This window comes from Mycolicibacterium arcueilense, from assembly GCF_058536225.1.
The window spans coordinates 35872-59588 of sequence record NZ_JBZTYL010000030.1 but is presented as its reverse complement, the minus strand read 5'-3'; the positions used below and the strand labels follow the sequence as shown (position 1 = coordinate 59588).

Below are 23717 nucleotides of genomic sequence, written 5' to 3'. Positions count from 1 at the left end.
GCCCGAGAGCATTCGTGGAACCAGCCGTGGAGTATCCGGCATCGAATGGGTCAGTCGACCGTGCAGACGACGCGGCAGTTGGCAGGCCGGTGGGGAGTACTCCATGATGTTGTCTAGCCAGGACTTGTTCGATTTGGTGCACGCACTCCCAATACCGATTCCGTGGGATCGGGACGCCTTCGTGCAGAGCGTGGCGGAGATGCGAGGTCGGCCCATCACCCTGATCCCCATCGAAACAGCGTTTGTGGCCGACAGTCTGTACGGCCTGTGGCTAGCACGCGAAGATGACGATTTGATCCTGCACGAGCGGGGCACCTCGGACTACCACATCAACCAGATCGTCTGCCACGAAATCGGCCACATGATCTTGGGGCACCGCATCGGCGTTCACCGCGAAACTCGCGACGCGCTTGAATCGGCTTGGCACCATGCGCTTCCCGATATCGCTCCAGAGTCGGTACACGCAGTCCTCGGCCGTCAAGACTATGGCAATGAACAGGAACGCGAAGCCGAAATGTTCGCCTCGTTGCTGATGATTGCCACCGTGGAGAAGGCGCACCAGCGTTCGATGATTCGCCGCGTTTTCTTTAGCCGCCGATGATTACGGGACTTCCTGACTGGGCAGCATGGCCGCTGCTGCTGTTCATGGCGGTGGTGACCATCACCAGGTTCGCGTTTTACAGCACCAACAGCACGCAATACGACAAGTACCTCAACTACACCCTCGGATTCGCGTTGGCCTCGAACCTGCTGCGCGACCGCGCCATCGAGACGCATCTCAATCGGGTCCTGGGCTGGGATCTGACCACGATGCAACAGATTTCGCTGGCACTCATGATCTTCGTCGGCGCCGAGTTTCGTGGCTTCACCACCGTGTGGCGCGGAGACCTGACCAAAGACGAAGCAGTCCGCCGCCACCGCAACCACCGGATCACCGCGGTGATCTGTTGCGTGGTATTCCTGGTCGCCGCCACACCGGCACGCGACGCCGGCGAGCACCTGGAGGTGCACGGCGGCTGGCCCGCCGTCATCGCCTGGTCGTTCTACGAGATCCCCATCGTCGCGCTGACGGCACCACTGATGTGGATGTGCATCAAGGAAACCATCCGTCGCGACGCCGCGTTCAAAGAACGCCTCGTGCCCATCGGCGGCATCGTGATCGGGCTGCTGATCGCGGTATCCAACCCCGGCGCCGCGGTACTGGCGCTGTTCGAGGAACTGGGCTGGCTACACAGCGTCGACTACCGCTTGGCAGTGCACTCGGTGATCTTCTTCGCGATCTCGGTGTTCGCCAACATCTTGGCAGCGGTGCCTTGTCTGCTGGCTGTGCATGTGCGCACGGGTCTGGATTCCATGAGCCGAACGTGGCGTCAACTGCAACCTATGTTGACAGATATGACTCGCATCGTTCCTGGAATCGAGTTCCAGCTGGACGCACCGTCGCCGTATCGAGGCAAGAAGCCGCTGGACGTGCATCAGAGCGTGGTACAGCTGCGCGACGCGATGCTGCAGCTGCGACCGTGGGTTCGGCCGATCGATCACGCCGAGGCCGCGCGGTTCTTGAACCAGCATGGTGTGCCCCCAGCACGGCACCCCGAAGCGCTACGCGCGCTGAGCTTGGCGCGAGCAGCCCAAGCTAAGCTGGCAGGCGCCCCAGTCGCCGACGACGACCACGCTGAAATCACGACCTATCGCTGCACCAGCTTGCAAGAGGAAGCCGCCGACCTGCTCGGGCTGGCCACCTGGTGGCCAGCGGCCCGAACGTTCACCGACTGCGGTCGCACGATGAAGGTGGCCCCCTAATGGCCCATGCCAGTTCGCCCAGCGGATTCCCGCACACACGATGGCGGCTGCCCATCGTGGGTGACCTTCTCACCGTGGATCACAACAAGGTCTGCCAAGGCTTGGCCCGCGAACTGGTTAAGCACGGCGGCATCATCGAACAGAAGGTATTCAACGTCCGCGGCATCATCGTCTCGCGCACCGACCTCGTCAACGACATCAACGACGAACAGCACTGGGAAAAACAAGTCGGCTACTCGATGCTCAAACTGCGTGCCGCGGCCGGCGACGGACTATTCACCGCACACAGTCACGAACCCAATTGGGCCAAGGCCCACAACATCCTGATGCCGGCATTCACCAAGACCGCCATGCAGTCCTACCACCGCGAGATGGCAGCCACCGTCGGCGAACTCATCGATGTCTGGAACGACCGCGCCGGCCGCTGGATCGAGATCCCCGCGGTCACCAACCGGCTCACCGCCGAACTGATCGGCCGCGCCGGAATCGGACACAGCTTCAACAAACTCAGCTCCGACAACGACGATCCCTTCATCGCCGCCGTCATCCGCGAACTCACCTACGCCAACCGCCGCACCGACGCCATCCCCTTCTACGAGAAGCTGTTCGGCGGCCACCGACGCGACCAGCACAAGCGCGACAAGGCCTGGCTGCGCGAGCAGGTGGCATCCATCGTCGAAGACCGCCGGCGCAGCGGCGCGGAGCGCTCCGGCGCCGGCATGCTCGACGCGCTACTGACCACCTCAGACCCTTACACCGGCGAGATGCTGGACGACGACAACATCGCCAACCAAGTCCTGACCCTGCTGGTAGCAGGCAGCGAAACCTCGGCCAATGCCATCGCTTTCGCCCTGCACTACTTGGCAACCAATCCCGATGTCGCCGCGGCCGCACGTACCGAGATCGACGGCCATTGGCCGCGCGGGGCCCTGCCCGATTTCGGCTACGACGAGATCGCTCGCCTGCGCTATCTGCGCCGAGTCGTCGACGAAACACTGCGCCTGTGGCCGGTCGCTCCCGGTTACTTCCGGCAGGCTCGCCACGACACAACAATTGGCAACGGAGAGTTCCACTTCCACGGCGGCGACTGGGTTTTCGTGGTACTCCTGGCAGCTCACCGAGATCCGACAGCGTGGGGCGAGGACGCCGACCAATTCCGCCCAGACCGATTCCTGCCAGAGGAGATCCGCAAACTCGGGACTCGCATCTACAAACCGTTCGGGACAGGGCCACGAGCGTGTATCGGGCGGCAGTTCGCACTACACGAAATGATGCTGACCCTGGCGGCTGTCCTGCACCAGTTCGACCTGGAGCCTGAACCCGGCTACCAACTTCAGGTCAGCGAAATGATGACCCTCAAACCCGAAGGCCTTCGCCTGAGGATGCACCGCCGCCGTTGAGCGTGGCGGGACGTGCCGGCATTGTGGCGCCAAGAAGATCTTTAGTGGCGTCCTGCGATAATGCGCCTGCTAAGCTGGGCATGTTAGAGGCGGTCATCGGGGACGGTGATCCACGAGAGAGTCGGCCAGGACTCAACATGCGGGCCGTTACCCGCGAGCCAATTGGCCGGCTCTTTTGTTTTTGCCAGGCGGAGGCGGCTTTCGGGGCTGAGATGTGTCGGTGCAGTGTGCCAGTATTCCTGTATGGCGAGTGCAGACGGAAGAGGTCGAGCGAGCTGGGCGGTGGTTGACGTGGAGACGTCGGGGACTGACCCGCGAACCTGCAGAGTGATTAGTGTGGCCGCGCTCGCGGTCACCGACAGCGGCGAAGTGACCGATTCGGTGGTGAGCTTGCTCGACGCAGGTGTCGATCCTGGCCCTACCCACATTCACGGATTGACAGCCGAAATGTTGTCGGGCAAACCATGTTTCAGTGACATCGCCGATGATTTGGCGCGGCTGCTGTGCGGTCGTACGTTGGTCGCTCACAACGCGGGGTTTGACTACTGGTTCCTGGAGGCCGAATCTCGACGCGTCGGTGTTGATCTACCCGTCGATCACGCCTTGTGCACATTGGATCTTGCTGGGCGCCTTGAGCTTGGGACTGCAAGCCTCAAACTCGGCGAACTTGCCCGCCACTGTGGCGTTGCTCAAGCCCGGCCTCACGATGCGTTCGACGATGCGCAGGTGCTCAGCCAAGTGTTCACACAGCTTCTGGTAATCGCCGGAGAACAATGTGTTGACCTCCCAGTGCGTGACCCGCAAGCTTTTCGTGTCCCCGTTTTCGCTGAGCCGCAAGCTGCTTGAATCACCGTCCAGCTGATAACTGAAGGACGGGGATGTTCACGGATTCGGTTTCAGCGCGCTGGTTGGTAGGCGGCGGCGCGGCTGGCCGGATGAAAGTAGGGTGGCCGCAGCGCACCGGTGCCATGTGGGCCCGTGCTGGTTGTGACGTTTGTCAGGCAGCGCGGTGGGGTAGTTCGTCCGAGAATTCCCGGCTCGTGTTCGTGGCCGGCCGACCAGGTTTCGACTTCGGGAGTTTCTGTGACTTCCCATCGGCGGACCAGGCCTTCGCCCACGGCGGTGTGCTTGCCGATAGACGTCAAATCTTCGAGCAGCTCGTGAATCGCCTCGGGATCCCCGACTGCGCGCCAGGTCAGGTGGGTGGCAGCGTGTGCTGATACGGGGATGATGCGGCGTTGGTAGCGGCCGGTGGTGTCAGAGACAGCCTTGGGGATGACGACGGCGAGTTGTTGGAGCCGATGATGGTCGGTTCGGGAAGTGCGCCAGCGGATATCGGGCTCGGCGACATCTTGTATTCGGGGATGCAGGTCGGCGAAAGTGGCCATCCAATGCCAGTCGCTGTCGTGTTCGGGGTCGCCGCAAGTGGCCAGCGGCAACTGGAGTGTTTCTTGGGGCCCGTCAGACTCGAACGCCAAGTGGTGCCCGGCTTCACGAGCAGCCCATTTGCGCCGGTCCCACAGCACGGAGGCGAGCAATCCGTCGAGTGCAACGCCCCATGGGCGTGAAAGCACGATTCCATGGGGCATCGTTGCCGTCACCTGCAGCGCAATCATGGGCGGGTCACGAGAGTTTCGAAAGCGCGGCGATCGCCTCGTCGCGGCGTGACTTGAGCTCAGCACGCCAGTCGACGGCTTCGCCGGGGAATTGTCCACGTTTGACCTCGTGGCTCAGGTTAACGATGACGCGGCCGTGGCCGGCCGCCGCACGGCCGCCCAGATGGCCGTCGCTGGCGAAAGTGTCGAGGATGTCGCGCACGAATGCGGCTTGGAAGCTGGTCGCGTTGTTGAGGAGCACCCATGTTTGCAGGCGGGTACCTGCCGGCAGGGTTTCGACACCGAATCGTGCGAGGGGACTTGTCTTTTCGTCACGATCTGTACACGGCGGCTGATCGAGATTGGTGCGGTGGTCAGACAGGTGGCCGAACCACTCGGCGCCGAGCGCTCGCACAGCGGGCAGCGGCGCGGACTGTGGTGGGCGGTCGAGAATGTGGGTCGTTTCGGCTACCTCGGGCACCGGCTTGCCGACGTACAGCAGGCCGGACATGATCCGTCCCGAAGCGGCGCCGCCAAATACTGCGATCAACGGCACCAGATCTCTGAGACGACGTATGCCCTCGTTGTCGAGGGGAGTCTTCGATTTGGCAAGCCGGCCACCGTTGGTGAGTAGATGGGCGGCGGGAACGGGTAGGGCGGCGTCCTCGTAGTCGAGGGCCTCTGCGGTGAGCTCCTCACCGATGCGGCGAAGGGCACCGCGGAAGCCGCCGCCTGAGACCATGGGAACCTGCAATGCGATGTTGTCGGGGGTAATGCTCTTTTCTCGGCGAAACAGGGCGAAGTTGCCGCTGGCGGCGGTGATGACCTCACGGTGCACGATCGAGGACTGGGCCACCATGTCGATATTCCACTTGATTTTGGACAAACGGCTCATCGGTTTTGTGCCTTGCGTTCGGCGGAGACAGCCTCGGTGATGATCCGTACCCTCAGCAGCAAGGCGGGCAGGCTGGTTTGAAGGATGCTGAGCACAGGCAGCGGAGGCTCCTGCAGCAGTTGTGCTAGTTCTCGGCGTCGGTCGCTGTGTCGGGGCGCTGTCGCATCGAGCAATGATGAGGCGGTAGACCACCACTCATCGAGCGTGGCCGAACGGTAGGAGGCCACACGTACCCGAGAGATAAGCACATCGTCCCAATAGGTTTTGCGGTGCTTTTCCTCGCCGATCCACGTGTTGTCCCAGTCGATGCTGTAGTGCAACAACAACAGCAACCGCTCCGCAGTGTCGGCAGCGCGGTCGATGTCGGCGTGCCCGGCGGAGAGCGCCGAACCTGTCAGCGCTGGCAACAAACGCAGCTCGGGCACCAGCGCCTGCCATCTTCGGGTGGGCGGGAGCTCGTCGACCATGCCGACCAGCCTAGCTCCGACTACGACGCTAGTTTCCGCTTGCCGCGGTTGTGGAAGCTGAAATACCGTGCGGTGTGTTTGTGAGGGTCCTGGCCGCTGCCCACAGCGGCTCCACTGTGCGCCACGGCTGCAGCGCAGACCAGGCCCCAAGGAACTGCGTCCAACTGCTCTGTGCAACAGCGGACAACAGGGGATAGGGCGGCATTTCCCGCATCAGGATCCGATCGATCTTCAACGCGATCTGCCGCTCGCTAATCGAATCGATCGCCTGCGCGCGCACCCATGCAGTGACGATCGGTCGCACCGAGGCGAGTGCGACAAGGCGGCTTGCCGAGGTGGCGTCCCACATGCTGACAAGTCCGTCGGTTGCTAGATGGCCCCATTCGGCGGTCGCCAGGACGTGCCGGCGCCGCGACGAGGGAAGTACCACGGCGTGGGTATTCGGGAGCGCGCCGGCGCTCAGTAGGGGAGCCAGGTCGGCACCCTCGGGGTGCTCGGTGACGGTATCTGAGGTAATCACCATCGCCGGAACAGCTATCGGTGGGCGGCTGTAAGCCCAGGCGCACGGCATACACAACCGGCGTGATCCGAAAGGCCATGCGTCGAAGCCGGTGAACTTCTCGGAAATGATGTGAGAGCTGGTCACTGTTGGGCCGTCCTCCCCACACCGGCCACAGCGGCCCGCTATCGGCGGGGGAGCGTTGACGGAGGGTTGTCCGGCAACAACCCACGCGGTGGCGGCAGGATCGGAAAGCATGCTGGTAGCCACATTACGGGCAGCGATTGCTACTGTTGACAGCACGAAACGCGTATTGGGTTTGGGAGATGGTGTCCCTGGGGCGGCTTCGGACCGGCTGGATTCAGCTGTGACCGGGGCCGCCCTCCTGTGTGTTTGGTCGTCGACCTGCTAGCAGGTTGTTGTGTTCAAGGGCGAGTCGAGTGGAGTTGGTCTCTTAGACTACGAGTAGTCGTCGAGCAATTGAGAGCCTGAGACCACATGGGTGCCAAGACCGCCAGACCGAACCAAGAACCGGTGAAGGTCGACATCGAGGGTGGGGCGGTCACCGCAAGGGACGTCAAGGCGGCCCGCGAGATCGCCGAGTCGGCGATGACCGACGCTGAGTTTCATCGTTTGGCCAGCCGGGTGCGCGACGAAATGCGGGACGCCGACTCGTCGCTGACCCGCGCGACGCGCGACCGAGACCGCGCTACCCCACGCGACGAAAGCCACGTCGACTCAACGCGCTTGCGCGCCGAACTACCTTCACCGGAGGGATTTCGGCGCTCGCTAAGCAGCCGGCAACGCAAGATCCGGTCCGCCACAAAAAACAGGGTCATCGACGCGGCCCCGAAATCTCAGCGCCGAGCAATTCGGAGCATGTTGACCGACGACAACCCTGTCGAGTGGCAACGCATCAACAGCGCATTGCATCGCACCGCCGGAGACGTCCAGGAATTACCCGACATCGACCGGGCCAAAGTGCAACGCCTGGACCGCGTGATACAGGCCTACGAGCGGGAAAACGACCGGACCCATACTGTGTATGTTGCAGTCAAACTGCCCGACACCCACCGCGACGTCGGTGATGTCGACGAAGTACCCGATAATCTCCGCCCGGGCTCGAGAATATCGTTCGACCAGTTCACGATCGCGCGCCACAGCTTGGATGAATCGCCCGGCCACGACAGCGACCGGTACCTCATGTTCGAGTTAACGACAAGCCGGGGAATGTACTTCGGACACTCCGACACTGTGGAAGACACCGCCCACGTGTTGCCGCGCGGCTTGGCCTGTGAAGTGGTGTCTGCCGCGGACGCGATCTACGGGATTGGCAACAGCTACGGAAATCGTCTTGTCCTGCAGCTGAGGGAGCTGGCGTGAGCAACAGGGAATGGGTGGTCCATCCGAATCGGTCAGAGCTCGGACCCGATGAACCGGGGCGCAACGGTCACTTCCGGCCGATTGGGCACCTACGACGGCGCCGCAAAATTCCGACTGAGAACAAGTGCCTGGCCCGAGTGGAATTGCCAGACAGTCTCTCTGATCTGACTGATGAGGACGGGTCCAGGACCTTCGGTGGCTATGACTGGTTGTTCGTCGTCGGCGCGGCCCGCACGTTCGCCCGCATACACACCGAGGTTGAGGTCCCATTGCCGTTCGGATTCAAGGATCGTGGACTGTGGTGGTGGTGGGACGGCACCACCACTGAGGAGTCGATCCTGGAAGGGCCAGACGCGGTGGGTTACGTCGAGGAGTACTTCCGCCGACTGTTTCCGGGAATGGCTGTGACCGTGACCGACGCGCGCTTGGTCGCGGCGCCCGACGAACCGTGAGCGCTCAACCGGGTTTGAACATGCAGGCGCTGCGCGCGATCGCTGCGCGCCGGCGAGGTACGGCGTCTCATCGGCATTTGCTCGATCGAATCGCCGAGCACCTCGATGAGCACGACGGATTCGTGTCATGGTCGGGAGGCAAAGACTCCACTGTCGTGGTCGATCTCGCCCGCCAGGTCGATCCCAATGTGCCGGTGGTGTTCTTCCATTCTGGCCTTCAATTCCCCGAGACGCTGAACTACTTGGCCGACCTCTCGGAGGCGTGGCAGCTGAACTTTGAGGTGATCCCGGCCGAAGCAAGCCTGTTGACCGTGATGGTCGTGCAGGGCGGATTCGACCACCATGCCCCAGACAAGCGCCTAGGTGCTGAGTTGGCTGAGCTCATGATCACCGACCCGGCCGCCGAGGCACACCGGCGCCATGGCCGCGGCTCGTTATGGGGCGTGCGCACTCAGGAAGCCCCGGGCCGGAAGGCGCTATACCGACAGCATCTGGCAGCCGAAACCCAAGCGCGCCAGGAACAATCACGCGAGGAAGTGCGAGCCGCCGCCGGCGGGGTCATCCGTCGCAAGGACGGCACCGTGACCTACGGGCCGATCTGGGACTGGCAGAGGAGCCAGGTGTTCGAATACTTGGCTGGCCGCGGCATAGAACCCAACCCGCTGTACGACAAGCTCGCCAAACTGGGGGTTCCGGAGCACCAGATCAGGGTCGACTCCATCATCGACGCGTCGAAACTCTCCAATGGGCACATCGCCTTCCTCCAGAAAGGCTGGCCCGACCTGTTCGACCGGCTGGCGGACGCCCTGCCACGCCTGCCCGAATGGACCTAACGGGTGGACACGGCTGATAGCATTCGACCTGTAGGGCAGGCCACAAGGCAGGCCCCGAAGCCGCAGAAGAGGATCATGATGAGCATCGGATCGCCAGGGGCGACGATATTCGTCCCTGGCCGTGAGGAAGGCGGCATCGCCATCGCTGAGCAGCCGTTTGTTGATTACCTGTGGTCGGATCTGAAAGCGCGACGCAATGCGCTCAGCCTATGGCCTGAGGGTCTTGCCCCGGTGTTGGGGATCGATTCCGCCCTCTACCTCACGTATGAATACGACAGCGCGGAAGGCGTGCCAAAGAAGGCCGCTGGCCGGCGGGGGGCGATGAAAGCCATACGTGCGGGAGAGGCGAGCGCGGACAGCGTACCTCCTGAATTCGTCAGCGAATTGGCCGATATGGAAGCGTTTGTCGCCGACGAAGCAGAACAGCTGATCGAGGCAGCGCCGGACTCTGGTGTGGTGACGCTCCATGCCCTCATCGACCAAGAGGCGTTCAATTCTGACTATCCGGATGCGTGCACCCGCTTGCTCGAATATCCCTACCCGGTAACGCTGCACTATGTCGCAGTTGGACGTGCCGCGGCCGAATTGAGACGGCGAGGCCGCGACGTTGAGGTGTACCGCGGCGAGCGGCGCTTCGATCTGGCCGCGGCCCGGTTCGCTGTCGGGCTTGGCAAGACAGAGACTGCCCACCTGTTGGGGCTCAATGAGAAGTCGTACTTTGCGACTGAGCGCAAGGGAGTGGTGCGAGAGGCGTCGCTGAGCGATTTGCAGAGGCTCGATGACTTCATCGCAGACACAGCCGCAAAACTTGATCTCAAAGTCGAGGACGGGGTCAGCGTAATCCTGGTCTCGGATGATCAAGAGGAATTCGAAAAGGCTTATCCAAAGGCGCTTATCGAGCGTTCCGGGAATCCGTACTCCGTCCGGATGCTTTGGGTGGCCGCAGGCCGGCGCGCCGGCACGCTTGACGCGACCGACCAAGCAGTGCGGATCGCGGCGATTGATTAGGCGCGTTCACGCATCTGACATACCGCCAACGGCCGTTGCGGAAGCGTGAGAGTGCTACCGTGGTCGAACTGACATACCCGGGGCCCGGGCTCACTGATCCGGCTGCCGACGTATGGACTGTTACACCGGCCGGGTTCGGCCGGTACGAGTGCACCGTGGTCATTGGGCGCGGCGCCAAGGCGTGGGCGTTCGCCAGCGGTGAAGTTCTTAGGTGGGGCGTGAAGCGGCGCAGCGGGTTCCGAGTCTGTCCCGAAGCAACGGTATCCGAGGGCGTGGACTACCGGATTTCGCTGGGGCGGTGGCCGTTCGTGGTGCGTGAGCCTGTACGAGTGGTGGCTGTGGTATCGCGCACTGATCGGTGCGGATTCGCCTACGGCACCCTACACGGGCACCCGGTCTGCGGGGAGGAAGCATTCATCGTGCACCGCGATCCCGCCGGCACGGTGTTCTTGACTTTGCGGTCGCTGACTCGGCCAGCGCCGTCGGGGTTGTGGCGCGCGGTCTTCCCGGTGCTGTTGTTCGCGCAGCGGTTCTTTCGTCGTCGCTACCGGCGCAGTTTGAAGAACGGGACGGCTTAACCCGGATGGAACGATGGGCGAAGTTCAAGCGCCAGTTCCGGTGTCTCACCGTCAAACTGGCCAGCAAGATCGACCTCGGCGTGGCCAGCCTCACGCTCAGTGCCCTCGCCGCGCGCTGAGGGTTCGCGCAGATCCGCCCGCACACGCTAGAGGACGTCGTCATCCGCAGCGGCTTGACTTTGCCGACGGCGTGCCAGCCGTTTCAGACGAAACATTCCGATCGCGGTCGGTGTAGCGCTTGATAGGTTGGATCGAGGTATTGACTCGCTGTCTGGCATTTGCCATTCTTGACGCAGCCCACCACTTTTGAGTCGATGGGGTCGTATCCGCGGCTTTTCATGCAAGAATTGTTGGTGTCGGACTCGGATCAAATTCGGACTCTGAACCGCGAATCTTAGGTCGGACTTCCCGACTCGCGCACCACATCTCCGATGAACGCCGTATCCGTCACGGTCCATTTCGAGAGCCCTATAGTCCGAAATCGAGGGTGAGGAATCCCCAGTGACTCTATCCGCGACTGCTCATGAGCAGACCGTCCACCAGGCGGAAGCCAACCAGTCAACACTGCACGCCGGCCGCATCATCGCGGCCCCACATGCCGAGACAATGACAAGTTTTGATGCCCGGGATCATCGAGAGGCGTTGTCCCACGCTAAGAATGACGTAGCAATGATCCGATACGCCGTCGAAGTGCTCGATGGTGCGACGCCGGCCGAAGTTTCCTCCTGGCTCAAGAGCTTCGGCTACGCGCCGTCAAGAAGGAGAGTGCTGAGCGAAGTCAAAGCCTACCGAGATGCTCACCGCATCAACGGGATCAAGGTAGCTACGGCTGGTAGCCAGGCAGCGTCGGCGCCGCCGTTCCTGCGGCACATGACACCCGACGACGATCCGATGAGCGCGCACCGAACCGTCGTGTTGCCCGCCGGTGCTGATCGTGAATACCGCGCGCCAACGGTTGCCTTCGCCTGCTACGCCGTGGCGGTGGTATCTATGGCCGTTTCGCTCAACACTTCATGGCGGTTCTTCGACCAAGTGCTCCACATCCCCACCGCGTACGGGGAACGTGGGGCGATGTTCGCAGTCGCCGAGCTCGCACTCGTCGTGTGCGGGGCTGGTATGGCCGTCAGCGTCAAACGGACTGGACGCCCTGGTGCCTTCCGCGGAATCGTCTGGGCGATGTGCGCCGCCATGGCTTACATGGCGTGGGCCATGTCGAGCACCGATGAAGCCATTGGCCGAATCATCCTTGGACCTGTGCTCGGTGCTGTCATGCTCCATCTTGGACTCGGCCTCGAACTGCGTGCCCGAAATCAACACGCCGACAGCGCGGCCGCACGGGTTGGCCACGAGCTGCGCGAACGACTGCTTTCCCGACTGGGCCTGGGTGACGACGGTCGCGACGCTGCCCAACGAATTCGCGATCGCAAAGCGCACCGGGCAGCAGTGCTCGCGCGGCCGGCGCGACGGCCCTGGTCGCGTGCGGCGAAGTTAGAACGCGCACTGCTGGCAGCTGGCGTCGCAGACGACGAAGTCATGTGCGAACGGATGCTCGCGCGCCTTGCGGTCCTGCGCCACGCCCACGAGCTCCCCGGTCTCTCCCAGTCGTCGCCATGGAAGCCGGTTCTGGACTGACGTGGCGGTGCTGAGGTCAGTCGAATTGCTGCCCGCCGCAACGTAATTACTGTGATGCAGTGACCGGTGGCGGTGTCCAACAAGTTCGCCAACGGTTCTCCGCGGCCCAGTCATCACACCTACGTCATTGGCGTACCCGTCAATGACGGTTTTCCGCGCATTTGATGGACCCGCTGCCTGGTGTCAATGGGGTTGAGAATGCCTATCGTTGGGCATTGGCGGCCGCTTGGGGGTTTCCGTGTCTTAGGGCGCCAATCAGCACAGAACGGACCGAAGCGTTCCCATCCGACGCCAAATAGACCAAGGCGCGCATGATGTCGGCCTTGCTCAGTGTTCGGCGGCCCGTTTCCCGACGAAGGCTGTACAGCAGCTCGTCCCATTGGCCGACTTCGTCTCCATCGAGCCTGATCGACCAGTTCACCTTGTTGGGGTCCGCATCGGGCGTCGTCACGGCACAGATTTTAGATCGTCTGCACGCATGCGCGCAATCTGTATTGCGCGCATGCGCGCATGCGTGTAAATTTGCGTAAAGAGCAGCGGGAGCCACGCAGCGCTATCCCCGCCAGACGGAGAGGGATTGGCCGATGAACGCGACTGCGACACCGAACCGCTACCCGCGCAAGATCGTCATGGAACGCGACACCAAGCGCGGCTCGGGACAGGAACGCATCGTGGCCGCGGCGGCGCACTACGGCTGGTCCGAGGTGGACTACCGCGCAATTGACATCCCGTCCAGCGAGCGCGCCTGGACGAAGGGAGGTCAGGTCTTCTACGTCCGCCTCGGTGAGGCCGGGCAAGTGCTCACGGCGTGGGCCTACCGCGGCACTGTCGAGGACCGGGCCGCGCGCTCTCGCTCCTCACTCATCGGTGCCGTGACCGACGGACGGGACAAAGCCAGCCGTGCCGTCGATCTCCTTGCGGAGGCGGCTTGATGAGCACCGCAGGGTCAGATATCGCGCCACCAGCTGCTGGGGCGCCGTCGACGGCCGGTGGGCGAGTCGCCCGCACCTGTCAGAACCACGGAGCATGATCGGCCCATGGCGACACCCGCACACCTCGCGCCGCAAAACTGCTTCATCTGCGGCGGCGCCGCGCACGCGGACACCGACCACACGTTCTGGTCCAACGCCGCAGCCCTCGCCGAGGCCCGCAAACACGATCGACGAACCGTCCACCGCTACCCAGCTGGCGAGACTTCACCGGAAGCGGCCTACGTCGCAGAACACCGGCCCTACTGACACCACCAGCACGACAGGGAAAGGCCCACGATGAGCGAATTCACCGATGCAATCAGCGAGCATGTGCGGCAGGGGATTGCGGCCCAGGATGCTGCTGACCGAGCTGCAGGGCGACCGACGGCGGCTGAGCTCGACCACGAGGTAGCGATTGACGAGCTGCGTGGCCGGCTTGATGAGGACCTAGGCGAGGCGATCGCTGCTGCTCGGCGCGCGTCGCGCACGCTGGCTGAGTTGGCAGGTCCGATCTATGACGTTGAGTACGCAGAAACTGAGCGCGGTGGTGATCTCGCCGTGTTGATTGAGACTGCTCGACGAGGACTAACCGCAGCGCACGCGCAGCTGGTCCGATGAAGGTTAGTCAAAGGAAGGGATGTGGTCATGGGCTACAACCACATTGAAGGCACGACGTGGGTTCAGGCCGTCTGTGACGGCTGCGGGTACATCGAAGACAGCTATCACGGAATGGCCGACACCTACTCGGCTGTCGAAGGCTCCGAACTTGGCCACTACCTCGACGGCTGGCTGTGGACCTACGGAGATCCGATCGATCTGTGCCCGAAATGCTCGATCGAATGCCCCGACTGCTGCGGAGGAGGCTGTGAGCGGTGCGGCTGCTACGGGCGCAAGGCGGTCATACGTGTGCAGAGTCGCCTCGACTTTCCGCCGCCTACGGTCTCACCAACTAGCGGTGGTGACAGGCTTGCCGCCGCCACGGGTGACATCCGATTGGGCGCCATGCCGATTGTCGACACAACGAACGCCTCCACGATCGAGCTGATCGAACCTGCTGGCACCGCCCAGCCATGCCTGAATCTGATGATTGCTGATGCCCGGGCTGTCGCTGGCGTACCCGGCTTGTTGACCACCGTTGAGGCGACTGTGACGCGAGAACAGGCACTTGAAGTCCGCGCCCGTATCGACACCTGGCTGGCCCGCCACAGTAGCCCGGCACCCGCATGACCGGGGTTCCGCTAAGCGGTGGCACGTCGGGGAATCAGTGTCGGTGAAACATACGAGCAGGACAGATGGAGCTGACAACATGCAGAATGCTGACGACGATCCCAATGTTGTTGAGACATTGGCTGCGCTGCTTCGTGAAGTTGACGGCAGTCATTTGTTGGGGGCCGGCGCGCTCGCTGAGGAGCTTGTCAAGCGCGGCGTCACTATCGAAGACCTTGGATCGCGTGTGTACGCACCCGCTGCATTCCGAAGCGACGGAACCATTGAGCCAGTGACGAATTCGTTCAGCACACGCGCTCAGGCCGAACAGGAATTGGCGGGGCTGCTCGGCGATGACTACTACCGGGATCGTCGGCCGTTTCTCGCAAGCTCAGTCGCCCAGGTATGGCGCCGAGTCGACCTAGCAGAGCTACAGTGATCAGCACGTACAGCCGCGGCAACGTCACCTTGACCGTCGAGACAGCTCCCGGCGCTGATGAGGTTACCTTCACGGTCGTTCGCAGGGCGCCACTGACGGCAGACGATGTGCGGCGCGTCAACTCTGAGATCGCTGACCACTCCGCCGCTCGCGGAGCGCAACTGACGCAACTACCCGTCACTGGGGAGTGGGTAGTGGTGCGGACCGGTACTGTGCTGGTAAGCGATAAGGGCGACCCGGTGGCCGATCTGCGCTGGGTAGGTGTCCAGTGACAGTGCACAGTTCGAGGGCTTCAACGGGAGAGCTGCCGCATTGTGTTCGGCCCTGCGAGAACTGTCCGTGGCGTAGGGATTCCGCAGCAGGCGAGTTTTCAGCGGAGAGGTACGAAGCGTTGCGAGTGACGATCGGGTCTGCCGGACGTGAAGCAGAACTCGCCGCTCCGATCTTTGCATGCCACAAGTCCGAGCCGGGGCGTGACCGCGCGTGTGCGGGTTGGCTTGCCGTGGCCGGGGTCGACCACCTCGGTATCCGGTTCGCCGTCGCACTCGGCCGCCTGCCGGCCGCCGTGCTGCAGCCCGGCAGAGACTGGCCAGAGCTGTTCAGCTCCTACGACGAAATGGCAGAGCGGAATAGATTGCCTGGACCGCCACAATGAACGACTTCGGTGCGTCGTGCGCTGAATTGGCACCGAGAGCCGCCACTGAGGTGCCAGATCACATCGATCTGGCACCAGGCGTACGGCTGCCGCCGGAGATTGTGACCGCGACAGTAGCAATTTTGGCGAATCGTGGAGGGGGTAAGTCCGCTGTCGCGCACCGCCTTGTCGAGCTGATGTACGCCGCAGGCCTGCCCGTGGTGGTCATCGACATCAAGGGTGACTGGTGGGGCATCCGCTCCAGCGCCGACGGCACCAACCCCGGGCTGCCGTTCTACATTTTCGGCGGCGACCACGGCGACCTGCCCCTGGAGCCAACCGCCGGCGAACTGCTGGCGGACCTGATCGTCGATGACCGCATCCCCGCGGTACTCGACCTGTCACACATGAGCAAGACCCAGGCCCGCACCTTCGCCACGGGGTTTGCCGAGAGGCTCTACCATCGCAACCGCGATCCGTTGCACGTTGTGATCGAAGAGGCCGACGTCCTTGTGCCCCAACGTGCCTCAGCTGCGACCGCTAGACTGCTCGGGGCGATGGAGGACCTCGCCAAACGCGGTCGCAACCGCGGGATTGGCATGACGATCTGCTCGCAACGCGCCCAGGAGACCGCGAAATCTGTCTTGGACTTGATGGAGACCGTCATCCTGCTGCGCACGACCGGCCCGCGCTCCATCAAGGCTGTCCTGGACTGGATTTCGGTCAACGCCGACCAGGACGACACTACCGCCCGTGCTGTGATCGCCTCCCTGCCGTCGCTGCCGACCGGGCACGGGTGGATCTGGAGCCCGGCGTTCTTGCGCATCCTCGAACGCGTCGAATTCCCGATGTTCACCACGTTCGACTCACATGCCACCCCTAAACCCGGCCAACGCAGAATCGTCCCCAACGAGCGTGCCGAGATCGACCTGGACAAGCTAGGCGCCGAGATCGCAGCCACCCGCAAACGCGCACAGGACAGCGATCCACGCCGCCTCCAGGCCGAACTCCAGTCCCTGCGAACCGAACTGACGGCAGCCAACCGGCGCGTCGACGAAGCCACCGCACACGCGACCGCCCTCGGCCAACAGCTGGCCGATCGCGACCACCAAATCGACACTCTGCGCGCCCTGGTGGTCGATGAGCTCACGGGCGACCAGGTGCACACCGCCGCCGTCGAATCGCTGAGCGCAGCGATCGCACTGATCGAGGCCTCGATCGACACACTCGCCACCGCCCGCCCAGCACCGCCGGCTGCCGCCGCTGTTCCATCTCGGCCAGCCATGCCCACCGCCGCGCCCGGCGTGCCGCCAGAGCTGCCGTTACCACCGGCGCCGCCGCAGCCGCCCAGCGAGCCGCCAGAGTCCACCACGGCACGGTTCCGGGCCGGTGCCAACCGAATGATCAACGCGCTGGCCGCAATGGCTCCACTACGACTCACCAAAGCCCAATGGGCCACCGTCGCGCACATGAAACACACCGGCGGTACCTGGTCGACCTACCTCGGCGAGATCCGCCGCGCCGGACTCATCGACGAAAACCCCACCGGATTCACCCTCGCCCAAGCCGGCTGGGACTACCTAGGCACCCGACCCGAACCCATGAGCGCCCACCAGCTGCAACAGCACTACCTGAGGATCCTGCGAGCCGGCGCCGCACGAATGCTCCAAGCCGTCATCGATGCCCACCCCGACGGCCTCACCAAGATCCAGCTCGCCGACTTCTCCGGAGTGACCGCCTCAGGCGGCACATTCTCCACCTACCTCGGTGAACTTCGCCGCAACGGCCTCGTCGAGCAGCGAGGCGACCAGATCGTGGCCACAGACATCCTGATGTACGGCGCCAACGCCCCACGCCGAATCCGCTAAGCCTTACGAATACGATTGACACGCAAGGAGATACGCAACATGGGCAAGCACTCCAAGCCCGAAGATATCACCGATATTCCCGAGTCTTGGCTGGTCGAGCTTCGCCGCGAAAGCCAAACCGCGAACGGTCCGTTCGTCGACCCGAACGTGAGCGCGCAATGCGAACGCGTCCTTGACCGCCGCGGCGAGACATGGGCCGCCACGGTCCTCGGTCGAGATATCTCCCGTCGCCGCAGCGGCACACCGTACCGCCCATACCTCAACCCTGCCGAAGAGCGCATATTGACGGCCGCCGATCAAGAGGAAGACCGGATCGCGATCGCTCATCTCGATCCCGACCTCCGCTAGCTGTGCTATCTCGTGACATTGGTTGCGCGAGAAGATCGTCGAACGAGAGCTGCTGCGGCTGGCCGGCGGCTTGTGCTCCAGCGCGGCGTCCGACTTCTGAGCCGTACTTCGCGGACGTAGGCCCACCCACGGGCCAGGGTGCCGTTGAACCGCTCCACTTTTCGGGTGGTGAGCGACGTGTAGCGCCTTGTGCGCGGTGCCGGTGCCATCTAGTGCCTTGGCCGACGCCTTCTGGCGGTACCTGGACAAGCTTGAAGGCGTCGGGGAGTGGGAACTGGATCCGCGATCGCCGACGGATGCCAGTACGTGAACTCGGAGCGCAGTCGCCGCGCCGACTTCGGCGCCATCAACGGTTTGGCAGGTTGATCCGACGCGGAAGCCCGTGCGCTGGCGTGTAGATCGCGGTCGACCCGATCCAGTGCGTCAGGGTTGCGGTTTTGTCATCGCGGGCGGCGAGGATGGCTTCGTCGGGGGCTGTGGTGAGGCCGATGCCGCTGCCGAGGTGTTGGGCGACGGTGTGGCTTGCCGTGTTTGTCCAGGCGTTGGCGGCGTAGTAGTGCAGGGCGCCGGTGCGGAATCCTTTGGTGATGGCAACGGGGATTTCGGGGGCAAGCTGGGCGTCGTAGGTGATGACGATGTTGTCGCTGAGGTTCCATTCGTCGACGTCGACGAGGGCGGGGCCGGTGTGCGGAATGTGTGTGGCGGGCCGTTGTTGGCCGTCGATGCGCCAGGTGCTGTCGCGGACGCGAGCGGCGAGCAGGCCCGCGAAGAGGGCGCAGACTGTCAGGTCTGGTGATGCTAAGGCTGGACTGGCTTGGCTGGCCTTGTAGAACGTGGTGTTCCAGTAGTCCAGGAAACTGGTGTATCCCTGTGGGCCTTGGGGATCAAGGTCGGTGATGGTCTGCATCCCGCCGCCATACGCAGCGATGCCCAGCAGTGTGTAAGCGATGGACTCGACTTTTCCTGGCTGTGCGTCGTATTGGGCTGCTGCGATGAGTCCGGCGGCGAGGGTTCGGGCTTCTGAGGTCCCGGTGAGGGAATTGACCGGGTCGACGGTGATCAGGTCACCGAACCGGTTGTAGTCCTGGTCTGCCCCAACCTGGTAGGTGACGGTTTTCCGAGCGGGGTTGGTCTCAGACCTGGTGAGTTCATTGTGGATCTGCCGCAGGTAGTGGGTGTCGCCATCGGCAGTGGTGATGTTGTCGACGGTCGTGTCGAGGAAGGTGATGCCGGCCCGGCTGTTGGCGAGCGTGGTGAGCGCCAGGGGATGGCCGTTGGTGAGCAGTGTCTGCTCGGGTTCGAGGTCGACGGGCTGGCCGAGGTCGGGGCCAGGTTCGGCGATGAATCCGAGCGTGGCGATACGTGGCGGTTCGCCGGAGGTGTTGACGGCTTCGGTGTACCGGTCGCCGTATGTGGCGGTATGTGGTTCTTCGGTGAGGCCCGCTTGGATGTGCTGGTGCAGGCGCTCGGTCATGCCGACGGGCCAGCTGTAGGCGCGGTCGTATTCGCGTGCGTAGCGGCTGATGTCGGTGTTGTCGCCGGCTTCGATGGCGGCTTGGGCTTGGCGGTACGGACCTCCGAGGTCGGCGACCTGGCTCTGGCTGAGCTCGCGCTGCAGTCGGTGTTGTTGAAGGTATGCGCCGATGTGGGCGGTGTGGGCGATATCCATGCACGAACAATAACAGCATTTAACATTGGCATGGTTAAGTCCTGTTAGCGTGTCGGATTCGTGGGATGCGGCTGTGCCTGAAACTGCCCGACAACGCCGCCCGAGGATCTGCGCGAGATTGAAACGCGCGGTGTCACCAATGTCGTGAGACATCGCAGCTAGCGCACACCCTGACCAAGAAGCCCGCGCCGCGAGAGCAGATCACCGCGGTACTGGGTCAACCACGGACAACTGCCAACTCCGAACTCCGGTCGCCGCCGGGCGATGGAACGGCGGGGCAACTCAAGCGGGAATTGTCGGTGGCCCCTGAGACAGTGAAGCCGTGACGATGACGATGCTCGAACTGGCGGAACTGCGTCAAACTGCCAGCGCCCATGCCGGTGAGCCCGGCGCAGATCAGAACGACGTCGCCTACCACCAGGGCGCGGCCGACGCGGTGCGCAGCGTCCTGTTCGTCGTTGCTGCAGGCGAAGTCGTCACCGTCGGCGATATCGAGGACCGCCTGGCCAAACTGGCGATACGAAAACAGCAACCGTGGAATCAGCGCTACTGCGCGTACTGGGACGGCGCAGTGTGGGCGCTGAAACATATCCACGACCGGTGGACCAACAGCTCGGGATAGGGGAGGTACGCAAGGTGGCACTGAATTTTCGACGCGTCGACGACACCGCCGACGCCGCTGGCTACACAGCTTGGGACTGCGGCCGCTGTGGCAAGGAGGTCCGCAGATATCGCGGAACCTCCGATGTCGACTGCAGCAACTGCGGTGCCTGCTACAACGCGAGCGGTCAAAGGCTGCGCGACGACTGGCGGGGCAACCCATCGAACTATGACGACTCGATCTCGGACATGGACGGATACGAGATTCAACACGCGGATCGATAGGTGAAAGAAGCTGGGTCGCATCGCTTGCAGGAGTGCCGTTAGATTCGTGTCGTGCGCGGTCTGGCGCCGACTTTACGATCAAGGCATGAGAATCGTGTCCAGGGCTGGTTGGCTGGTGAGGTTTCGATGACTCAACCGCCAGGACCGCCTTACGGGGTTCCGCCGCAGGGCCAATCGGGAGGCCAGCCGCAGTGGTGGCAGAACCCGCAACAACCCAATGGCCCACCACAGTGGCAGTCACAACAGCAGTGGGGCCCAGCTCTGACCCCGCCATCGCGCGGCGGGGGAACCAAGTGGGTGCTTCTCGGCTTGGCTGTGCTGTCGTTGATCGTCTTGACGGCCATCGTCACCGTGGTTGTTGTCCGGCCAGACGGCAACGGAGCACCCGGTAGCGGGTCAGATCTGGCCAGCGCCAACGACACCGGACCGATCACCATCATCACCGACGACCCGACATGCGGGGCGTGGAACAAGGCCGTCGACGAGTTCCATCAAGTTTCCTCCTCGGTGAAATTCGATGACCGGGACGAGACTGTCCCCGCTAGCTCGTGGACGTCAGAACAGCGTAAACAGTACGAAACCGTTGAGGAAGCGCTGGCACACCAGGTCGACCAAGCCGGCAAGTTGGTGTCGAAGACGCCGCATCGAGCGGTACGCGTGGTGTACCAGCAATTCATCGCCTACTCCCAGGCGTTCATTGAGAGCATTCCCACCTACGTCGAGGACGACGACTGGCTTGTCAGCGTCTCCTACGGAGCCAGCGCTGCCGTGGTGAACCTTTGCGGAGCAATCACTCGCCACTCGGCGCAAGCTGCTGCCCCGATCGCAGAAGAGGTGGAGGGCCCTACCAATACCCATGCACCAGAGGAGTTATCGATGCCCATAAGGATGTTCAAAGAGCACAATTCGGTGTGCAGCGACTGGACCAAGTCCGCCACCAAACTTGATGCCGATACACAGGCGTGGAAAGACATCGACAAGCAGATCCAGGCCAAAGACTGGACACCGGAACAGAAATCGATCCACGAGGCCGTTGGACCGCTGATGTTGGCCAGTGCAGATAATTTGGAACGCCTAGGGCGCCAAAGTGCTAACGCGAGCCTCGAAGACATAGCCACCTTGGCAGCTGTGTACCGTCGCGCATTCGTTGCCGCGATTCCAACGTATACGGGCAATGATGCCTACCTGGCGCTGACGGCTGCCGCGTTGACGCGGTTGATCAACTCGGCCTGCAAATCTCCATCATGATCGCAACTCGAACTTGGGCAACAGTAGAGAAGTCATGCTGAACTCCGAATTCGGAGGCAGCTCGAAAGGGGTAGTTCTGCTTCAGAGAACAGCCGATCGCGTACCTCGTGGGTGATATCGAGGACTCAGTGATGGACGATCACCACGTGGCGGTGCGACGTGTGGCGTGGTGGGTCGCTGACATCGCCGTGTGGATCAGCATCAGCTTTTCGGTCATGGCGCACCTGTGCCAACGGTTCGCCGACAGCCACCGGCGGGTGCGCGACGAATATGGCGGTCTCGAAATGCCGTCCATCGCAGACCCATTCGCCATGCACGTCGGGCAAGGCTTCGGGTACGTCGCGCTCGGTTGGATCGGCGTCAGCGCCGTCTTGGCGATCACATGCCGGGTTCGATACGGGATCGCCAAGGAAACAACCATCTACCTGGTGCTGCTCGTCCTAGCGATCGGGGTCCTCACCTCCTTGCATGAGCTCTGAGCAGAGGAGGGCGTAGAACCCATGATGGGAATGGTCCGGAAGCTGGTTGTCCTGGCATTGTGTGCGCTGACCGCAGGGTGCACCGTGACCACCAACGGGACAGTAGTCGCGGCCTCGACACTGGGCCAGGCGCCCCAACCCCTGCCCACCCGGGCGCTGGTCGGTCTACTGCTCGGTGCAAGTGAGATCAGCTCCATCGTGGGTGCTGGGATGAGCGTTGTTGAATCCAGTGACTCCATGTACATCAACGATCCGCTGGCTGATGGCTGTCTGGTGTGGGCTGGATCCCAGCGATACAACTATCAAGGCAGTGGTTGGACCGCTGTGCGCACGCAGCGGCTCGTTGACCGCCGTGATGATGCCGACCACATCGCTTATCAGGCGGTTGTGACGTTTCCTGACGGTCTGGCCGCCCACGACTTCTATGACAGCCAGCTGACCGGATGGGCCAAATGCGACGATCGGCGCGTCGACCTGCACGACGCCGGTGACCCCAACGCCCACTATTGGTCGCTGAGCAAAGCCACCGACAAAGACGGCATCCTCACGATCACCCGGGTGGAAGAGGAAAGCACCCGCGGCTGGTCCTGTCAGCGAGCGCTGACCGCCGAGAACAACGTGATAGTCGATGTCAGCGCCTGCATGCACCACGTCGAAGATCAAGGCATCCAGATCGCCTGGCAGATCGGGCAGAACATCGCGAAGCAATGACTGCGGTCGTGTTCGCCTGATGTGTGGACACTTCTGGTGGTCAGAACGCCAGCCCTAGCGCGAACAGTGCTAGCGGCGCAAACGGTACAGAAGCAATGAGTACCAACACGACTGGGACTGCCCTGCGGCTTGCAACGGCAGCGACCCATGCGCCGGCCGCGGCGACGATGCAGCTAATCGCTGTGGCGCGGAGACCGGCGATGTCGGTTCCCGGCGGGGCGACTCCGTTTTCGAATCTCGATGCCATGCCGGTGTTCGTAAGAACGGTGAACGTCAGCAGGTAGGCGATGACCATGGCGGCAACAGCGGCGACTGACAACATCACGCCACGGTCTTGTTCCTGACTCATGGCTTCCATCGTCGGCCATTAGGTGGGCGCCCGGATCGGTAGAACTACCTGGGTCGTGGATGACCCTGACCAGGTGTTCGCCAGCACTGTGCGTTGCGCCGCCCGCCTGAGCGCGAGGGCGGTCCGGCCACGGTGAGCACTCCCACGCGCCGCCGAAGATATTGACGAGGACGTGCGGCCCGGCAGCGCGACGGCGGCGGCATCTGCGCGACTCTCGCACCCGCTCCCCACCCTATACCGGGAGGGGACGCGCGGGCGCGGAAAGCTGCTGTGTACGTGTGCATTTCGGCCCGATCAGCCGCGCTGTTTTGTCGGTGGGTCGCGGTAATCTTTGTGGTGCAGGGCAAGCCATTCCGGCGGGCCCA

At 63.0% G+C, this 23717-nt stretch carries 30 protein-coding genes; 23 read left to right on the top strand and 7 right to left on the bottom strand.

Annotated elements, in window-relative coordinates; translation table 11 throughout:
- The first annotated feature begins 103 nt into the window (after positions 1-103).
- From AC4LGL_RS27715 to AC4LGL_RS27700, 4 genes are all read left to right on the top strand, one after another.
- Positions 104-601 carry a hypothetical protein gene (locus tag AC4LGL_RS27715; RefSeq protein ID WP_491841538.1) on the top strand — a complete coding sequence of 166 codons (498 nt, stop codon included), beginning with the start codon at positions 104-106 and terminating at the stop codon, positions 599-601.
- Positions 598-1803 carry a DUF6545 domain-containing protein gene (locus tag AC4LGL_RS27710; RefSeq protein WP_491841537.1) on the top strand — a complete coding sequence of 402 codons (1206 nt, stop codon included), beginning with the start codon at positions 598-600 and terminating at the stop codon, positions 1801-1803. Before AC4LGL_RS27715 ends, AC4LGL_RS27710 begins: the two co-directional genes overlap by 4 nt.
- Positions 1803-3203, top strand: a complete 1401-nt coding sequence (locus AC4LGL_RS27705; RefSeq protein ID WP_491841536.1) for a cytochrome P450 — start codon at positions 1803-1805, stop codon at positions 3201-3203. Before AC4LGL_RS27710 ends, AC4LGL_RS27705 begins: the two co-directional genes overlap by 1 nt.
- A gap of 243 nt (positions 3204-3446) precedes the next feature.
- The gene (locus tag AC4LGL_RS27700; protein WP_491841535.1) at positions 3447-4049 is read left to right on the top strand and encodes an exonuclease domain-containing protein; all 603 of its coding nucleotides are present in this window, start codon (positions 3447-3449) and stop codon (positions 4047-4049) included.
- A 50-nt stretch (positions 4050-4099) separates the two neighbouring features.
- On the opposite strand, the gene AC4LGL_RS27695 is transcribed toward AC4LGL_RS27700, so the two are convergent.
- From AC4LGL_RS27695 to AC4LGL_RS27680, 4 genes are read right to left on the bottom strand one after another with little or no spacing between them, the layout of a single operon-like run.
- On the bottom strand, positions 4100-4819 hold the full coding sequence (locus AC4LGL_RS27695) for a hypothetical protein (protein WP_491841534.1): 720 nt from the start codon (positions 4817-4819) through the stop codon (positions 4100-4102).
- Positions 4820-4826: 7 nt separating this feature from the next.
- Positions 4827-5693: an RAMP superfamily CRISPR-associated protein gene (locus AC4LGL_RS27690; protein ID WP_491841533.1), complete on the bottom strand. Its 867-nt coding sequence runs from the start codon at positions 5691-5693 to the stop codon at positions 4827-4829.
- Entirely contained in the window at positions 5690-6160 is a 471-nt protein-coding gene (locus AC4LGL_RS27685) for a hypothetical protein (protein ID WP_491841532.1), read from the bottom strand. Before AC4LGL_RS27685 ends, AC4LGL_RS27690 begins: the two co-directional genes overlap by 4 nt.
- A 28-nt stretch (positions 6161-6188) precedes the next feature.
- The gene (locus AC4LGL_RS27680) at positions 6189-6683 is read right to left on the bottom strand and encodes a hypothetical protein (protein WP_491841531.1); all 495 of its coding nucleotides are present in this window, start codon (positions 6681-6683) and stop codon (positions 6189-6191) included.
- A gap of 474 nt (positions 6684-7157) precedes the next feature.
- Between AC4LGL_RS27680 and AC4LGL_RS27675 the strand changes: the two genes are divergently transcribed.
- The 6 genes from AC4LGL_RS27675 (at position 7158) to AC4LGL_RS27650 (ending at position 12545) form a co-directional block, all read left to right on the top strand.
- The gene (locus AC4LGL_RS27675) at positions 7158-8042 is read left to right on the top strand and encodes a hypothetical protein (protein WP_491841530.1); all 885 of its coding nucleotides are present in this window, start codon (positions 7158-7160) and stop codon (positions 8040-8042) included.
- The gene (locus AC4LGL_RS27670; RefSeq protein ID WP_491841529.1) at positions 8039-8494 is read left to right on the top strand and encodes a hypothetical protein; all 456 of its coding nucleotides are present in this window, start codon (positions 8039-8041) and stop codon (positions 8492-8494) included. Before AC4LGL_RS27675 ends, AC4LGL_RS27670 begins: the two co-directional genes overlap by 4 nt.
- Before the next feature lie 20 nt (positions 8495-8514).
- Positions 8515-9327, top strand: a complete 813-nt coding sequence (locus AC4LGL_RS27665; protein ID WP_491841528.1) for a phosphoadenosine phosphosulfate reductase domain-containing protein — start codon at positions 8515-8517, stop codon at positions 9325-9327.
- A gap of 78 nt (positions 9328-9405) precedes the next feature.
- Complete coding sequence (locus tag AC4LGL_RS27660) at positions 9406-10335, top strand: hypothetical protein (RefSeq protein WP_491841527.1); 930 nt, start codon at positions 9406-9408, stop codon at positions 10333-10335.
- A 59-nt stretch (positions 10336-10394) separates the two neighbouring features.
- Positions 10395-10913 carry a DUF1990 domain-containing protein gene (locus AC4LGL_RS27655; protein WP_491841526.1) on the top strand — a complete coding sequence of 173 codons (519 nt, stop codon included), beginning with the start codon at positions 10395-10397 and terminating at the stop codon, positions 10911-10913.
- A gap of 501 nt (positions 10914-11414) precedes the next feature.
- Complete coding sequence (locus AC4LGL_RS27650; protein ID WP_491841525.1) at positions 11415-12545, top strand: hypothetical protein; 1131 nt, start codon at positions 11415-11417, stop codon at positions 12543-12545.
- Positions 12546-12747: 202 nt separating this feature from the next.
- Here the strand turns inward: AC4LGL_RS27650 and AC4LGL_RS27645 are convergent, their stop codons facing one another.
- Positions 12748-12996 (bottom strand): hypothetical protein, encoded by a 249-nt coding sequence (locus AC4LGL_RS27645; RefSeq protein WP_491841524.1) that lies wholly within the window; start codon positions 12994-12996, stop codon positions 12748-12750.
- 133 nt (positions 12997-13129) lie between these two features.
- Between AC4LGL_RS27645 and AC4LGL_RS27640 the strand changes: the two genes are divergently transcribed.
- The 8 genes from AC4LGL_RS27640 (at position 13130) to AC4LGL_RS27605 (ending at position 18011) form a co-directional block, all read left to right on the top strand.
- The gene (locus AC4LGL_RS27640) at positions 13130-13477 is read left to right on the top strand and encodes a hypothetical protein (protein ID WP_491841523.1); all 348 of its coding nucleotides are present in this window, start codon (positions 13130-13132) and stop codon (positions 13475-13477) included.
- Between the two features lie 105 nt (positions 13478-13582).
- Positions 13583-13783, top strand: coding sequence for a hypothetical protein (locus AC4LGL_RS27635; protein WP_491841522.1), 201 nt, complete (start codon positions 13583-13585; stop codon positions 13781-13783).
- Between the two features lie 30 nt (positions 13784-13813).
- Entirely contained in the window at positions 13814-14134 is a 321-nt protein-coding gene (locus AC4LGL_RS27630) for a methyltransferase type 11 (protein WP_491841521.1), read from the top strand.
- A gap of 27 nt (positions 14135-14161) precedes the next feature.
- A complete protein-coding gene (locus tag AC4LGL_RS27625; protein WP_491841520.1) occupies positions 14162-14743 on the top strand; it encodes a hypothetical protein in 582 nt (193 codons plus the stop codon).
- A gap of 79 nt (positions 14744-14822) precedes the next feature.
- On the top strand, positions 14823-15161 hold the full coding sequence (locus AC4LGL_RS27620) for a hypothetical protein (protein WP_491841519.1): 339 nt from the start codon (positions 14823-14825) through the stop codon (positions 15159-15161).
- Between the two features lie 268 nt (positions 15162-15429).
- Positions 15430-15816: a DUF6283 family protein gene (locus tag AC4LGL_RS27615; RefSeq protein WP_491841518.1), complete on the top strand. Its 387-nt coding sequence runs from the start codon at positions 15430-15432 to the stop codon at positions 15814-15816.
- A gap of 122 nt (positions 15817-15938) precedes the next feature.
- Positions 15939-17663, top strand: a complete 1725-nt coding sequence (locus AC4LGL_RS27610) for a hypothetical protein (protein ID WP_491841517.1) — start codon at positions 15939-15941, stop codon at positions 17661-17663.
- 39 nt (positions 17664-17702) lie between these two features.
- On the top strand, positions 17703-18011 hold the full coding sequence (locus AC4LGL_RS27605; protein ID WP_491841516.1) for a hypothetical protein: 309 nt from the start codon (positions 17703-17705) through the stop codon (positions 18009-18011).
- Between the two features lie 346 nt (positions 18012-18357).
- Here the strand turns inward: AC4LGL_RS27605 and AC4LGL_RS27600 are convergent, their stop codons facing one another.
- Entirely contained in the window at positions 18358-19680 is a 1323-nt protein-coding gene (locus AC4LGL_RS27600; protein ID WP_491841515.1) for a helix-turn-helix domain-containing protein, read from the bottom strand.
- Positions 19681-20002: 322 nt separating this feature from the next.
- On the opposite strand from AC4LGL_RS27600, the gene AC4LGL_RS27595 reads away from it, so the two are divergent.
- The 5 genes from AC4LGL_RS27595 (at position 20003) to AC4LGL_RS27575 (ending at position 23003) form a co-directional block, all read left to right on the top strand.
- On the top strand, positions 20003-20302 hold the full coding sequence (locus tag AC4LGL_RS27595) for a hypothetical protein (RefSeq protein ID WP_491841514.1): 300 nt from the start codon (positions 20003-20005) through the stop codon (positions 20300-20302).
- The gene (locus tag AC4LGL_RS27590; protein WP_491841513.1) at positions 20215-20565 is read left to right on the top strand and encodes a hypothetical protein; all 351 of its coding nucleotides are present in this window, start codon (positions 20215-20217) and stop codon (positions 20563-20565) included. Before AC4LGL_RS27595 ends, AC4LGL_RS27590 begins: the two co-directional genes overlap by 88 nt.
- 297 nt (positions 20566-20862) lie before the next feature.
- Complete coding sequence (locus AC4LGL_RS27585; protein WP_491841512.1) at positions 20863-21813, top strand: ESX-1 system-associated protein; 951 nt, start codon at positions 20863-20865, stop codon at positions 21811-21813.
- A 131-nt stretch (positions 21814-21944) separates the two neighbouring features.
- A complete protein-coding gene (locus AC4LGL_RS27580) occupies positions 21945-22292 on the top strand; it encodes a hypothetical protein (RefSeq protein ID WP_491841511.1) in 348 nt (115 codons plus the stop codon).
- Positions 22293-22376: 84 nt separating this feature from the next.
- Positions 22377-23003, top strand: a complete 627-nt coding sequence (locus tag AC4LGL_RS27575) for a sensor domain-containing protein (RefSeq protein WP_491841510.1) — start codon at positions 22377-22379, stop codon at positions 23001-23003.
- Positions 23004-23043: 40 nt separating this feature from the next.
- On the opposite strand, the gene AC4LGL_RS27570 is transcribed toward AC4LGL_RS27575, so the two are convergent.
- Positions 23044-23352, bottom strand: coding sequence for a hypothetical protein (locus AC4LGL_RS27570; RefSeq protein ID WP_491841509.1), 309 nt, complete (start codon positions 23350-23352; stop codon positions 23044-23046).
- Positions 23353-23717: the final 365 nt, after the last annotated feature.